The organism is Candidatus Aegiribacteria sp. (assembly GCA_021108435.1).
In the GTDB taxonomy this organism is placed as follows: Bacteria; Fermentibacterota; Fermentibacteria; order Fermentibacterales; family JCC-6; genus Aegiribacteria.
Genome location: JAIOQY010000178.1, coordinates 1 through 15786, shown reverse-complemented (window position 1 = coordinate 15786; position 15786 = coordinate 1). Strand labels below are relative to the sequence as shown.

The window sequence follows — 15786 nt, the reverse complement described above, 5'->3', positions numbered from 1 at the left end:
TCTTGATCGTAATACCACGCTCCCTCTCGATATCCATCGTATCGAGCATGAGATCGTGGAATTCCCGATTCGAGACAGTACCTGTAGCCTGCAGCAATCTGTCGGCAAGAGTTGACTTGCCATGATCGATATGTGCAATTATGCAGAAATTCCGAATGTTCTTAATCAAATCTTCTCCTCCGCCGGAAATGCTAATATGATTGGGGATTGAGATGTTTCCAAAGGGAAGGAGAACAAATTGGATTTCAAACCGAACAATCTTCAGATTGTTAACAACTGCAACATCGGCGAGGGCACGAAGATCTGGAATTTCGTGAACATGTATGGATGCACCATAGGCAGGGATTGCATGGTCGGATGTTTCACCGAAATACAGAAGGGCGTCACGATTGGCGACAGAACGAGGGTACAGAGTCACAGCTTTGTATGTGAAATGGTTCAGATCGGTAGCGACTGCTTCATCGCGCATGGAGTCATGTTCATTAACGATATTTATCCTCCACAGCCGGATCCTGCAGACTGGAAGGGAACAATTATAGAAGACGGTGTCAGTATTGGCTCAAATTCGACCATTCTTCCTGTCCGAATAGGGAAAAACGCGATTATAGGCGGCGGAGCAGTCGTTACAAAAGATGTTCCTCCGGGAGCAGTTGTAGCTGGAAATCCCGCGAGAATACTGAGGTATCTGGAAGAGTAACCATATCCGCAGGCTTCGGTAAAGGCTGTTTCAGAAGTATCTGCCCTGTTGAGTAGCATGGAAATATGTTCTATAGTATACTTAACTTGTGTAGTATCTTTATTGGTTACACCTGAAGTATCTTAACGCGGTATCCTTATTGATATTTATACGGACTACAATTCCTGGAAACTAATTTCCGGGAAAATGGTTATGCACTGCAGAATGAAATATTGCAGAGAATACAGAATCATATAGACTATTAACGGAAGGAGCACAATGAAGGCAATAGCGTTTCTTATGCTGTTTACAGCAATGGCTTTCACTGGAACCATCACCCCCGAACTAAGTGAAATGATGGAGGAAACAGACGCTGGAAACTTGATCAGGGTGCTTATCAAACCCATTGGAATGGTTGACGTAGAATACGTAATGAACGCGACCCGGGGAATGGATCGTGCTCAAACGCGCGAATTCGCAGCCGAGGTCATGAAAGACAGGGCAGCGAGTTCTCAGGCGGGAATCCTTGAACAGATCGCATCTCTTCCAACCGGAAGCGTTGAGGATGTTCATCCCTTCTGGATCGTCAATGCTATCGCTTTATCAATGACACCCGAAGCAATCGCTGAGATTTCAGATAGGGACGATATCCTCTACATCCGTTTCATGCGGAGAAGCGATATACTCATTGAACCTGTGGATGAATACACTCAGGAACGCGCTCCAAAGGCAAATGCATGGGGAGTCGATAAGATCGGTGCTCCCGACGTCTGGGCCATGGGATACTATGGCAGCGGAATCGTTGTCAGTGTTGTCGATACCGGAGTAAACTACAACCATGTTGATCTGCATAATCAAATGTGGCACGATACACCTGCCGGATATCACTACGGATGGGACTTCGATGATAACGATGGTGATCCCATGGACACTTACGGACATGGAACTCATTGCGCCGGCAGCGTCGCAAGTAATGGAAACGCCGGCACGACCTGCGGTGTAGCTCCCTCAGCAACTATTATGGCTCTGAGAGTCGGTGTTACTTTTTCAGATGAGCAGGACGTCTGGGACGCCTTCCAGTTCAGTATCGACTACGGAGCAGATGTTATTTCCACTTCTCTCGGATGGCCTCAGAGTCAGAATCCAGACCGTTTTACCTGGCGCGAAACTGAGAACAATGTTCTCGCAGCAGGTATCTGCCATTCAATAGCAGCTGGAAATGAAGCCGGAAATCCCGGAACACCGGGTGACATCCGCACACCGGGCGATGTGCCTCCACCCTGGCTTCATCCCGACCAGACAACAATCGGCGGGCTCAGCGCGGTTGTTACTGTAGGCGCGACCGACAGTAATGACAACATCGCGAGTTTCTCCAGTCGCGGTTACTCAACCTGGATGTATGAATCACCCTGGTTCGACTATTCTGATGTATCACCGTATATCGGATTAATCGATCCTGATATCTCAGGTCCAGGAGTCGATATCACAAGTTGCAGTAACACAAACAATACCGGATATACAACCATGAGCGGTACATCCATGGCAACACCACATCTCGCTGGCTGCATGGCTCTTGTTCTTGAAGCCAATCCTGCTCTGTCACCCGCGCAGGTCGACTCAGTTCTTGAAGTTACGGCTCTCGATCTTGGTGATACGGGCAAGGACAATGTTTTCGGCGCAGGCAGAGTACAAATATACGAAGCGGTTCTGGCCGCGCTCAATGTTGGTGTTGATGGATCAACCGGTTCGACTCCCGAATCAGGACTCATCCTGTCCGTAGCCGGATCAAACCCTTCGTTTGGATCTTTGATGTTCGATCTATATACAGGAGTATCCGCTGATATGGATATCTCTGTTTTCGATATCACAGGCAGAAAAGTTGCCATTATTCAGAACGGTTCCGTCTCTCAGGGAAATCACAGTTTCACCTGGAGCGTTCCCGGGAACATCGGTAACGGCATCTACTTCCTGAGAGCTTCGAGCAATCAGGGTTCGGTTTCAGAAAGGTTCACACTTCTCAGATAGATAGAACCTGTCACTATTAAGCAGGAAGGGGCGGGATTTCTCCCGCCTCTTCTTCACTGAATGTAACTACGACTGAAGACCACTCGTCCTATATATGGACTACTGTTGGTCGAGCTATTGATTTACAGGCATTTCCCAATGGGAGGGCCACCTTACTCCCTCCTTCGAATGATCGGAGGAAAGAAGATATCGATAAAGCTCAGTATAATTGTCGAATTCCTTCGCTGACAGTTTCAGCTCTTCAATTACCAGGAGGGCTTTTCTGTAACATTCCAGAGTTTCCTCTCTGCGGTCTTTCTTCATGTACAGCATTCCAAGGGAGTCAAGAGTAATAGCTTCCAATCTGCGATTTCCTATTTCCCGATGTATTTCAAGAGCCTTACGATAACACTCAAATGCTTTCTCAAGCTGACCCTGCTGAAAATGCAGAATACCCAGGTTCCCAAGGGTAATCCCCTCACTCCTGCGGTTCCCGATTTCCCGGTGCAGTTTCAATGCCCTCTGGTAGTGCTCCAGGGCTTCCTCAATCCGTTCCTGGTCTCTGAAGGGATTACCAAGGTTGCCCAGTGCGATCCCCTCGCTTCTGCGGTCCCCGACTTCTCTGTATATCTTCAGCGCCTTCTCGTAATACTCAATGGCTTCATTGATCCTATCCTGATCCAGGTAGAGGTTACCCAGGTTTCCCAGCACAACCCCTTCTATTCTGCGATCTCCAACTTCCCTGTTTATTTCAAGAGCTTCCTGGAAGTATTCACCGGATTCCTGCAGATTGCCCTGGATTCGAGTCAATATGCCCATATTTCCCAGTGCTATGCCTTCATTCTTCCGATCACCGGTCTTCCTGTGCAGATCAATTGCTCTTCGATAGCAGCCCAGGGCTTCTTCCAGGCGACCTGTAATCCTGAATACATTTCCCAGTGCGGACAGTATCTTGCCTGTCCATTCCTTGAGCTCATTATCTTCTGCGATATTCTGCATTCTGACCAGCAGTTGCTCCTGCTCCTTTCTTCTCCCAAGGAGTTCAAGAGTCCTGTTCCTCAGGAAGAACACCTCAAGAAACTGCTCGCTTCGTTCAAGCCCCTCCGGATCCTCACTCAGCCATAATTCAAGTTTTTCGGACAGTCTAAGGGCAGTGTCGTGCTGATAGTTCATAACGGTATGATTGAGATTTCTGATGCCCCATCGAATGGCCTTACTCCTGATTTCAGCCCTCTTCCAATGATAGGTCAGCATAGCAGCTGTCTCGTATTCTTCTTCGGAATACATCTCCTCGATCAGCTTGGCCGCAATCCGGTGAAGCAGCTTTCTATTGCTCTCAAGAATACTGTTGTATGCGGTATCGTGAATAAGGATATTCCGGAACATATATTTCTGTTCTGAAGCAGTACCTGTACTGATGATGAATCGCCTGCGTTCTAGATCGTTGAAAACACTTCGGGAGCTTTCCTCAAGCGAAAGCTCCTCGATCAACCTGCTGTAAAGCTTTTGACTGAATTCAACTCCAAGCACCGAGGACTTCTGAAGAGTACTTTTCCATTCTGCGGGAAGACGATCCAGTCGGGATTGAAGCAGCCCTGACAGGGAAGAAGGTTTGCAAATATCGTTTACTGTACTGCTGAAATTCCACCCTTCGCGGTTCTCACACAGTATGTCCGACTCAGCAAGATCAACGATAAGTTCCTCCAGAAAGTATGGATTGCCTTCCGCATGCTTGAAGAGGAACCTTTCAACTTCGGATGATATACTGCCGTTATCGATATCACTTATTCCAGAGAGAAATTTCCCGATCAGTTCTTGACAGTCCCTTTCACACAGTTCCGGTAGGAATATTTCTTCAAGTTCCGCATAATTGTTTGAAATATCGAACTCCACCGCTACCCCGTGTTTACGTTCAGGTCTGTACAGAAGTAGGAAAAGTATCGGGTTTTCACTATCGCAGTTGGCGATTATGAACTCAAACACTCTTCTGCAGGTATTGTCTATCCAGTGGAGATCATCGAGAACAATCAGTAAACGCTTCTTCCTTGACAGCGCCTTAAGCAGGTTGCGGAAAGCCAATCCTGTCTCAAGAGCTATCGCACTGCTATCCAGTTCAACCAGCCTTCTGTCACCTGATTTAATTGACAACAGTTCCGCAAGGAAGGGTGCTGAATTCATCAGATCCTCATCGGAAAAGGGGATGAGCAGCTCCTTGAAACCAGAATAATCCAGTTTATTCCCATGCTCTAACTCCAGGAGATCCCTGAGAAGAGATGTCCAGAGCCAGTATGCAGGTTGCGCGTAGGGAAGGGTTTGACTTTTCAGAATAAGGATATCGTTCCTGTTGTCACATTGCCACCGGATGAATTCATGGACAAGGCGTGATTTTCCCATGCCTGCCTCACTCTTGATGCCAAGTACTAAGTGTTTCACCCCGCCTAAGCGGTTCGTTCCTGTTTCTCCAGATTCTTGGAGAGCAAGCTTATTGTTCAGGATGGACATCTCATCGGATCTGCCCACGAAGCTGGAAGTACTGATCTTCTTTATGCGGTCCCACCGGGCTTTAAGTTGAGTTCCGGGACCCATGGGACGCCATACATGAACAGGATATCTGATACCCTTGATGGATATACTTCCCATATCCTCCCAGCAGATCATATCACCGCATTTATCCTGCACATTATCCGGAACCAGAATACTGTTTACCCCTGCGGCTTCCTCCATGCGGGAAGCGAGATTCACGGTTTTGCCCATTGCCGTTAAGTGGCCTATCGCATCGGGGGCAACCGTCACAGGACCGCTGTTAATACCGATGCTGGCTGTGATGGGAATCCCTGTTTCCGTGAGGATACTGTTGGCTGTTCGTATTGCATCCAGCATTCTGAAACCGCAGGAAATGGCTCTGATACTGTCATTTTCTCCGGCTTTTCTGGCCCCGAAGAGAACCATGATCCTGTCCCCTTCGATCTTATCTACATATCCTTCATATTCCTCAGTCACATCAACCAGAGCATCCATTATACTCTTGGCGATTTCATGGACCTCTTCATGATCCAGCTTCTCTGACAGAGCCGTGAAACCGTCCAGATCAAGGTACAGAACGGCGATATCCCTCCGTTCTCCTGGTTTTAATTTGAACTGCTCACTACTTGCTGGCACTCGGATTCCCCTCTGCTGATCAAGTGTCTTTTGGAGGCTTGATCTGAAATCCAATGTCATTTGTTACCCCATGATCGGTTATATCAAAACTCTGTGATTGCCATTCTCCGATTATGATAACAAATGCATAACCGATGGTTGCAGTGAAGCATATACAGACACCCATTACAGACTGATAATGCAGCCCGGTCCTGCGACAATTCCGCGCTTACCAGATCAACCTCTTCTACCCGAAGGATCTATTCCTGGTTGTACTGACAAAGGTGGGGTGAATAGAAGTACTGCAGCAACTCCAGTTCCCCTGCAGCATCCAGTGAGTCCCTCCAGTGAGTGTATGTCAAACCATCAATAGAGATTCCAGTGACTCGCTCTATCCGAACAGTGTCACCAAGATGATGGATGTATAAATCAGCATCTTCAATCTCCAGAATGATGCTTTCATCCTTATGATCTGACAGGAAATAATCCATCAGACAGTCTGTCGACAAGAAGGATCGTATTGCTCCGTGTTCATCCCTTACGACAGGACTGAAATAATCACCAATCTCAAAACCAAGGAACACACCCGGGACTCTGAAGGTATTATGTTCAATGATGACTGTGAATTCAAAATCATCTGAAACATAACCGAACAGAATCATGAAAATAATAAAAAGACTCAATTGCCACCTCCAGAAAGCAGTTTATATCAATACATCTTATACCAGGTGAATATTGCTACTCTCACCGGTTTATGCAATGGGAGTAGCGGTACATGTCGGCAACATCAGAATCCTTCCATTCAATACCGCAGCAGTTTTATCCTATCTGCGTTACTGAATATAACTTACAGAATTGCTGTTTATCCTCTTCAATTGATTCATCAAGCTCGACCCTGTGGTGGAAATACTCCCTTTATTCCATGTATTTAACAGCCATGAATTCACCGCCCTTTCCGCTCCGCCGGGCTGGATAAAGCCCTGTTCGTGTTAGAAAGGAAATCATGAGAAACCGGATTCAGCAATTGTCTGGATCTCGTTAACGGTATCTACTTCCTGAGAGCTTCGAACGATCAGAATTCGGTTTCAGAGAGGATCACTGCCCAGATAGATAGAGCCTGACATTATTAAGCAGGAAGGGGCGGGATTTCTCCAGCCCCCTCCTTCTAAGTCAGCTGAGACTAATAAGTCTTCTGAAAGCTTAGCTGAACCTGTATTGAACCGGCTCCATCAGGCGGAACCGGGATATTCAGTTCTTCAAGAACTTCGCACAGGTTATCATCGACATCACGTTCAAGACCGCTTCCAATCACTGAAACAGCGGTGATATTTCCATTGCCGTCAACCTCTATACTGAATGTGACCACACCCGAAGGCCATTCGTCAGCATCATCAATTTCGTCAAGATAGCTCTGGTATACTTCTGTCAGTTCCGCAAGGAGCTCCCTGACAGCAGAACGCACCACCGATGGAAGCAATCCCAGTGTGGGAGAAGCTGATACAAGGCTGACACTGCCGAACCATGGGGTTTCTTCGTACTCGTAGTAGTAATCGCCGTCAGTGATTTCCTCACATGCGTCGCAGGATACGTAACCTCCCGCGCCTAGAGCAGCTGGTGCCTGCATGGTTCCTGAGACAGACCTGTTCATGGAGTAATGCATTGTCTCGCCACCTGTAGTGCCGAATACACCTTCATACGAAACGCCTTCAGGCATATTCACTGGAACCTGGACCGTTACCGGAGAACCATCAGGATCGGTTCTTATCTCTTCGCATACAGCAACGAATGAGGTGTATTCACTCATTATCTGATAGTCAAGAGCCGTGTCGGTTATCTCTTCTATGATGTCCTGATTCTGATCGATATAACCATATGTATTGTACATCTGTCGGTTGAGGTCGTGTATCTTCTTCCTGGCCCAGAGAGTAGCGATGACATCATTGTCTTCCTCATGCGACGGAAGTACAACCCGAACATCTCTGTTCCAGCGTCTGCCGGCGACTGTACCGGAAAGGTGAATTGTTTCGCTTCCGGAACCATCGTACTGTCCTACTATTACGAGAGGTTCTCCTGCGTACAGATCAGGAATCAGGGAAGGATATACATCGTGTACATTAAGGTCGCCCCAGTCAATACTGATTCCCACGAGGTAGGGATCATTGATTTTCTCATAGATCGCGCTTACCGCTTCTGTGGGATCTTCATTCAATCCAACGTAATACGCGTGCCCGCGTCCTTCTTCTGCCAGACCTTCGATGAGATATCTGTTAGGACTTGAGCCTACTCCAACGCTGAAGAGTCTGGTGTTCTCTCCAAGAGTGCTTTGCAGTTCACCTAGAATCTCCGCTTCGTTGCCAATGAAACCATCGGTAAGGAAAACGACAAATCGCATTCTGTCAGGATCTTCAGGATAACCGATTGCTGCTCTGACTCCTTCAATCATCATCGTTCCGCCGCATCCGCTCATATTGTTGATGAACCGTACACCCTTTTCGATGTTGTTTTCGGTATTGGCCAGCGGACTCCTGGACATGCTGCTTGCTGTCTCGCTGAATCTCATAATCTGGAATGTATCGTCCGGATTCATTCCCTGGACAAACTGTCTTACCGTCTCCTTGGCGACATCCATTGGCTGACCGCCCATGGAGCCGGAGCAGTCAACTACAAAGAACATCTCCTTTGGAGTTATCTCATCGATATCAATATCAGCGTCGGGCTGAAGAATAAGCATGAAGTGACCGCCCAGTTCACCATTATGAGAGATTAATCCGGTCTGTATTTTATCAGATGCCGTTGTGTACCTGAGCACGAAATCCCTGTTTGGAATAACATCATCATCTTTTAGTGAAATTGTGACATTTCCGACTCTCCAGTTCAGATCGACATCCACTTCATGATTCAGCGACTCGAAATCCTGTATCTCGACACCAGGATTGATGGTAACGGAAAGTTCTATGTCATACCCGGTTCTGGACCCTTCCGGTACGATAGGAGGAGTAATCCTGTCAGCGTCTTCTACAGAAGTTGAAACTGTATATATGTCGAATATTCTTCGTACAAAACCGCCCGGCGGCACAAATCTCGGCCCCACAACCATCGGGAATACAATCTCATATTCACCATCATCGTACTCTACAGGCGCTACATAACTGATCTCAATTACAATACTGTCACCTGGCAGGATATTCCCGACACTCTGTGTAAAGATGTTCGGACGTTCCTGTTCGAGCAGACTTGCGGTCTGACCGGATGCAATCGCCTGCTCATAAATCTCTCGCGCAAGATCCCTCTCGTGGATTTTTCCCTCGATGAATCTGTCACCTATCCACATGTTCATTCTGTCAACCGCACCGCTCTGAGGGAGAGGGAATGTGTAGACAGCTTCTATAGGCTCTTCATACGGGTTTCCATATATCTGGCGGACGGTTGCCCGCTGGAGATTTCCACTTATTGTGATTTCCACCTGGGTGTGTTCCAGTGGAAGTTCGCCTATAACGCCTTCTTCTCCAACAACCTGCATTCTGCCTGCGGTCGATTCATCCCTTGAATCTTCCTGGGAGAAAGTAGTTGCCACAGCAAGGATCAGTACTGTGATTATCAAGTGTTTCATTCTTTAGACCTCCATGTTAAAGTTTGCTGTTTCCGGTTCTGATACATGGAAGGTCGGCAGGCTATTCCATCATGGTTAATTAAGAACGGTAGTTAACCGATTTCTGATATAATCCCCTTTACGTACGGAGATGATGTAGACCCCGGCGGGAACTCTTCTGCCTTCCTGATCGGTTCCTTCCCAGGATACTCTCTGTGGAGAGTGAATTTCAGTCTCCCAGATCATCCGACCGGCAAGGTCATGAACTGACACTTCTGCAGAACCGGCAGAGTAATCAACGTAAAATGCGATGGGTGCGTCCCTCTCGGCAGGATTGGGATATGGCGGGGAAACAGTGAACGGAACGGGAGGTTCTGGAGGATTACCGTGAGACTGTCTTACGATCAGAGCCGGATCCATGAAGGCACTCCAGGAAAGAAGGCTCTGGAATGTTCTATCATATCCACCGTGCATGTTTGGGATCCGCAGATCCTTCGCTATGGAGAATGCAAGCCCGATACTGGGAGAGTGCTCCCAGAAAACCTGCCTGGCCAGATCGATGCACATCCATTCACTTGCTCCAAGGGATGGCCAGAATCCTTCCCATCCGTAGCTGGTATTAAACATCACCGCCACTCCGCCGCCGTCCGGAGCTTTCAGAAGGGCTTCTGCGCAACACTCCAGGCCGATATACTCCGCGGGATGACATGCTATACTGGTATGAATTCCTGTTTTATTACCATTATGAAGACTGTCCGTAGCAATCCAGTTTGTCATCATGCCCAGTGGCGCTGAACTCCAAAAGATACCTCTATCGTTGCCATGTCCGGCGTAGTGGTTCCAGCCGGTGCCACTGCTGATAATTGGAATATGCGTATCGATTCCATCGCCGTACAATATCTCGTAAGCTTTTGTTATCTCCCATGATGCAGGCATTGTGACTGCAATTGAATCACAACCTTTTGCAGCTGTGTATCCGATATCCTCAAAGAGTACCGCTCCGCAAAGTACGGCTCTGGAAGGCCAGTCTTCCGGTGTAGTGCTGGTCTGGTAAGTGATGTTCTTCTGAACAAATATCGCGGCTTCCCTCACGGTGGAGAATAGAGCTCTTCCAAGAAGAACATCCGCGTAAAGATCAAGGTCGTCGTCCGGCTGCCCGTATTTGCCGTCACCGTTGCCATCCCATGTACCATCGAGGTCAGCATAATACATATCAACCGGAGCGATATCTGGAGGTACCCCTTCACATAAAAGCTCCACCATTCTCACTGGAACAAGAGTCTCATCACCGGCAAGAAGCACGAATACAGTACCATGCTCCAGGAATCTGTCTCTTATGAAGTTGCGGAGTTTCTCTGCGTCATCGCGACCGCTGAAATTTTCGATGATTTCTTGAACAAAGGCTATCTCGACTGTACGTCCGTGTCTCTCCTGGAGATCCGCAAGTGGTTGCAATATATCAATATAGGAACTATCACACACTATCAAATATTCAGCATCTCCGGAGGCTTTTGATAAAGGTTCGTAAACAGGAATCATATCAGTGTTATCGATCAGAGCGTGAATTCTCCTCCGGGCGACTTCGTTCTGCTCAATGGACAGCTGCGTTTGAATTCCCTCATCCCAGAAAACGGTCACTTCGATTTCCGACAAGAGAGAGAGTTGACCGTCTGCCGGCAGATATTCCCATGGCTGCAGAAGACATGAAGCTATCCTGAATCCGGATAGTGTTCCGGTATGAGTCCAGAGGATAGGGTCTGTGGGCCAGATCGAATTAGATGTGTATATCTGCGGTTGAGGAAGCCTGATAGATGGATCTGAGATCCCGCTGAATGGCCTCGGTTCAATTGCGGGTACTATCCTGATACCTGGACGACTGATTGAGGATTCACTTACTGCTGATACTTGAAAAGAAATATTCTCTGCTCCGCCAGGCAATAAAAACACTGCCGGGAATACAGGAAGCAGGGGCGAGCCGGGCTCTCCGCGAAGCTCCATGCCGGGGAATTCTACGATATTCCATTCATTTTCAATCTTAATGGTTACAAGAGCTGGATCGAACTCAAACGCATGGGTAATCGAACCTGCGATGACCGGAAGACCCCTGAACAGCAATAACAGAACCGGCAGAATATATCTCAAATTCAGTCCCTTCGTTACATGACATGTACTCTGAATATATTACAATACTCTGGAAATGGTTCCCGATTGAGCAGCAATCAGGATAACAGGTTTCGTGGAAGGTGTATATATTGAAAACAAGAACTTTCAGGGTGGTTCCAAAAATACCGGAACAGCTGGCCGCTCTCAAACAGATAGCTTACAACACATGGTGGACATGGAATTCACAGGCTATCGAACTCTTCCGATGGATAGATTCAGACCTGTGGGAAAAAGTATATCACAATCCGGTGCGTCTTCTTGGGCATGTCAGCCAGGAAAGACTCAAAGAACTTGCACAGGATAGTGTATACCTTTCGCACCTGGAAAAGACTACTGAACGTCTTACGAACTATCTTGAGAGAAGTACATGGTTCAATACTCTGAAGAAACAGAATAGGGCTATCGACGACAATTTTCTTGTCGCTACTTTCTCAGCCGAATTTGGTCTGCATGAGAGTATTCCGATTTATTCGGGCGGCCTTGGTGTTCTCGCTGGAGACACCATCAAAAGTGGCAGTGAACTTGGACTCCCCATGGTTGGGGTCTCACTGCTATACAGGCATGGTTATTTCAGCCAGTACCTGAACAGCGACGGATGGCAGCAGGAGCGCTATTTCGTTAACGATTACTCCAACATGCCTGTAGAGCCGGTTTTCGGGAATGACGGCAGCCAGGTTTCTGTGGATGTACCGATGGGAAACAGAATAGTAAAGGCAGCTGTCTGGAAAATAAAAGTAGGCAGAGCTGATCTGTTTCTGCTGGATACGAATCTTCCGGAGAATAGAAAAGATGACCGCGGAATAACCGGACAACTCTACGGCGGTGACAGGAAAAGGAGGATTCAGCAGGAAATAGTTCTGGGGATTGGCGGCCTGAGAGCTCTGGATGAAATGAATCTGACTCCAGCGGTAAGACATATAAATGAAGGGCATTCTGCATTTCTGATACTAGAACTGATAAGAAAGCTCATGAAGGAGAATCTATCGTTTCCCGAAGCCAGAGAAATAGTCTCCGCTGGTAATATCTTTACCACGCACACGCCTGTTCCGGCCGGGAACGAAGAGTTTCCCGCTGATCTGGTAATCAAATATCTCCATCCAATGATAAAGGAAATGGGGCTGACCAACGACGAATTTCTACAATTCGGCCATCATGACGATAACCCCAATTTCTCCATGACGGTTTTCGGTCTTCGATTCTGCGATTTCCGAAACGGAGTAAGCGAGTTACATGGCAGAATTTCAAGAGAGATATGGAAGGATGTCTGGCCGTCTCTTCCTGAAGCAGACACTCCTATAGCACATGTAACGAACGGTATTCATCCTGAATCATGGGTATCGGATGAGATGGTTAAGCTCTTGAGCAGATATGTCGGCCCGAGATGGTCAAGTAATAAAACAGACAGCGCGGCATGGAAGAAAATTGATAAGGTTCCAGATTCCGAGCTGTGGCCGGCGCATACCAGAATGAGGGAACGGCTCGTCTCATGGTCAAGGAACAGATGGGAAAACCAGATCAAACGGATGGGACTTCTCAAACCACATCTTGAAGATATCCCTGTCCTTGATCCTGAGATTCTGACAATCGGATTCGCAAGGAGATTCGCATCATACAAACGGGCAACTCTGCTTCTCCGGGATGAGGAACGCCTGAATCAAATCGTCAACGATCCTGAGAAGCCTGTGCAGTTCATCTTTGCAGGCAAAGCTCACCCGCATGATGATGAAGGCAAAGAACTGATCAGGGAATTAGTCCACCTCTGCATGAAGGAGGATTTCTACGGCAAGATCATCTATCTCGAGGACTACAGCATCGATGTGGCAAGACAGATGGTTCAGGGAGTAGACGTGTGGCTGAATACTCCAAGACTCCCCATGGAGGCCAGCGGGACAAGCGGAATGAAAGCCTGTTTTAACGGTGTAATTCAGTGCAGTGTTCCCGACGGATGGTGGGCAGAAGCCTACGAACCGGGAATGGGCTGGTCGATAGGTGAAGGTGAGGAATACGATGATCCTGACCTTCAGGACAGACTGGAGGCAAAAGCTCTTTACAACATAATCGAAAACCAGATTGCGCCAATCTTCTATGATCGGGACAGAAATGACATCCCCGTAAACTGGATCAGAATAATGAAAGAATCAATGAAGAAAGTCTGTCCCTTTTTCAGCAGTAACAGAATGCTGACGGAATACACAAATACATCTTACGTTCCAGCATACGTACGCTCAAAAAAACTTACAGATAATGACTACTCCGGCGCAAGGGATCTGGCTGAATGGATGGAAAAGGTCAGGAAAGCATGGGGTGCAATTCAGATTAAACAGGTAGAATGCGACATAGATAACGGCACCTGTGCAGTCGGTGATCCTCTCCCTGTAATAGTTACAGTTCATGCTCCGGATCTTCTGCCCGAAGATCTGCAGGTTGAAATTCATCATGGCAAGGTCGAGCCTGATGGCTGGTTGACCGAAAGAAACATGATTCTCCTTAAATTTGACCGAGAGCAAGATGGTTATTTCATTTTCACCGGATCATTCGTGTGCAATCATTCCGGCAATCAGGGTTTCACCGCAAGAATACTGCCGTGCAACCCGAAATTCGGTCGGATCATTGAACCCGGTCTTGTATGCTGGTGGGAATAAAGTAATCTGAGAATGTACTTGCATTCCAGAAATCCTGGCACTTGACAACGACCTGGAATATTGCCAGTTGTTTGATTGCCCGTAAAAACACCCGCGGGAGCGGAAGGGGACTGGTGTCTCTCCCGGACTTCAAATCCGGTGTTGGGTGCTAAAACCATCCTGGGTGGGTTCGATTCCCACACGTTCCCGCCAATCACATAATCCTTTCCATCAGCAGATCAAGAGGGCTTTTCACTGATTGCTTCATTCCCTTCATTACATGCAGATAAATCCTGGTGGTCTCGAGACTTCTATGTCCTAATAATTCCTGTATCTCGCAAAGATCCACTCCAGCCATGAGCAAATGGGTCGCAAAGGAATGCCGAAGTGTATGAACAGTTGCATGCTTATTCACTCCTGATTGTCCTACTGCATTCCTCATTTCCCTCTGTACTGTGCTGGGATGAAGGTGGTGCCGCAGGCAATCACCTGTATCCGGGTTGATAGATGGTCTGTTTGCGGGAAAGAAATATTGCCATTTCCATTCAAATCCTGCATTTGGGTATTTTCTTTCCAAAGCATTGGGCAGGGACGCAGGCACATCAGTCCCGGAGAAACTGTTTCGTACTGCGCCAAGATGTTCTCTCAGGTCGGGAACCAATTCTTTGCTCAGTATGGTCATTCTGTCCTTGTCGCCCTTACCGCTTCGAACCATCACAGATCCGCTCTCAAAATTAAGATCCTGTACCCTCAGGTTCAAGGACTCCTTCAATCGAAGCCCGCTTGAATAGATCAGACGGATTACCAGGCCCGATACACCTGAAGTATTAATGAGAATTGCAGCAACCTCATCAAGTGTCAGCACTACAGGAAGCCTTTTGGGCTTTCTGGCTCTAACAGCGTTGATTCCTTCTGGTTCTCTTTCCCATACATTTCTGAACATGAATAGAATGGCGTTAAAAGCTTGATTCTGAGTGGAAGATGCTACCCTCTTCTTCAACGCGAGATATGATAGATAAGCTACGAAGGATGCGTCTTCCTCCGATTTCAGTTCTCTCGAAGAGCAGAAGTCAAGATAACGTGAGCACCAGTGCGAATAAATTTTCACTGTACTACTAGAGTAGTGTCTCACTTGTAGCTTATTCACCAAGTCCTCAACGGGATTATCCGCCAATCCATTGATCTCATGTGGAATTATCTCTCCGGAGAATTGATGATACAGCTTAACAGCATCAAGAGCCTGCCTGATCTGCCAATCCTCCTTACCTTCTTCTTCAAGTATCTGCGAGTACTCAGCAGCATCCGGTCGCTGCATAAACAGGTAGTGTTTAACCCACCAGAACATATATGGTAAGTGTGTCTCATTCATAAGTTTTAATTCTCTAAGATATTGCTCGAACTCTTCTAGTCGACTTTGCATTTAAACTCACTCCTTACTTTAACGGCAGCTGTTCAACACCGGGTTTTGCAGTGTTAGTATACATTTGTTTACTACATTATGTCAAGATAACCGCCTTGACTCCCAGTATCCTGCACTGTATTCTCAAACTGTTAAACCAGAAGAAGAATTGAACAGCTGCTGTTCAATCATTGTT

Annotated in this window: 9 protein-coding genes and 1 tRNA gene; 4 read left to right on the top strand and 6 right to left on the bottom strand. The window is 47.3% G+C overall.

Annotated features, from left to right (window positions below; all coding sequences use genetic code 11):
- Positions 1 to 166: hypothetical protein (locus K8R76_10330; GenBank protein ID MCD4848574.1), on the bottom strand; the 166-nt coding region annotated here is incomplete at its 3' end.
- A 153-nt stretch (positions 167 to 319) separates the two neighbouring features.
- Here K8R76_10330 and K8R76_10325 point away from each other — a divergent pair.
- Entirely contained in the window at positions 320 to 697 is a 378-nt protein-coding gene (locus K8R76_10325) for an N-acetyltransferase (GenBank protein ID MCD4848573.1), read from the top strand.
- A gap of 258 nt (positions 698 to 955) precedes the next feature.
- Positions 956 to 2701, top strand: coding sequence for a S8 family peptidase (locus K8R76_10320; GenBank protein MCD4848572.1), 1746 nt, complete (start codon positions 956 to 958; stop codon positions 2699 to 2701).
- A gap of 114 nt (positions 2702 to 2815) precedes the next feature.
- Here K8R76_10320 and K8R76_10315 read toward each other — a convergent pair whose 3' ends face one another.
- From K8R76_10315 to K8R76_10300, 4 genes are all read right to left on the bottom strand, one after another.
- Complete coding sequence (locus tag K8R76_10315) at positions 2816 to 5839, bottom strand: tetratricopeptide repeat protein (GenBank protein ID MCD4848571.1); 3024 nt, start codon at positions 5837 to 5839, stop codon at positions 2816 to 2818.
- 239 nt (positions 5840 to 6078) lie between these two features.
- On the bottom strand, positions 6079 to 6501 hold the full coding sequence (locus tag K8R76_10310; protein MCD4848570.1) for a hypothetical protein: 423 nt from the start codon (positions 6499 to 6501) through the stop codon (positions 6079 to 6081).
- A gap of 497 nt (positions 6502 to 6998) precedes the next feature.
- Positions 6999 to 9428, bottom strand: a complete 2430-nt coding sequence (locus K8R76_10305) for a VIT and VWA domain-containing protein (GenBank protein MCD4848569.1) — start codon at positions 9426 to 9428, stop codon at positions 6999 to 7001.
- 75 nt (positions 9429 to 9503) lie between these two features.
- A complete protein-coding gene (locus K8R76_10300; GenBank protein MCD4848568.1) occupies positions 9504 to 11549 on the bottom strand; it encodes a hypothetical protein in 2046 nt (681 codons plus the stop codon).
- Positions 11550 to 11659: 110 nt separating this feature from the next.
- On the opposite strand from K8R76_10300, the gene glgP reads away from it, so the two are divergent.
- Positions 11660 to 14212 carry an alpha-glucan family phosphorylase gene (gene glgP / locus K8R76_10295; protein ID MCD4848567.1) on the top strand — a complete coding sequence of 851 codons (2553 nt, stop codon included), beginning with the start codon at positions 11660 to 11662 and terminating at the stop codon, positions 14210 to 14212.
- 95 nt (positions 14213 to 14307) lie between these two features.
- Positions 14308 to 14404, top strand: a tRNA-Sec gene (locus tag K8R76_10290).
- 1 nt (position 14405) lies between these two features.
- On the opposite strand, the gene K8R76_10285 is transcribed toward K8R76_10290, so the two are convergent.
- The gene (locus tag K8R76_10285; GenBank protein ID MCD4848566.1) at positions 14406 to 15560 is read right to left on the bottom strand and encodes an integron integrase; all 1155 of its coding nucleotides are present in this window, start codon (positions 15558 to 15560) and stop codon (positions 14406 to 14408) included.
- Positions 15561 to 15786 lie beyond the last annotated feature (226 nt).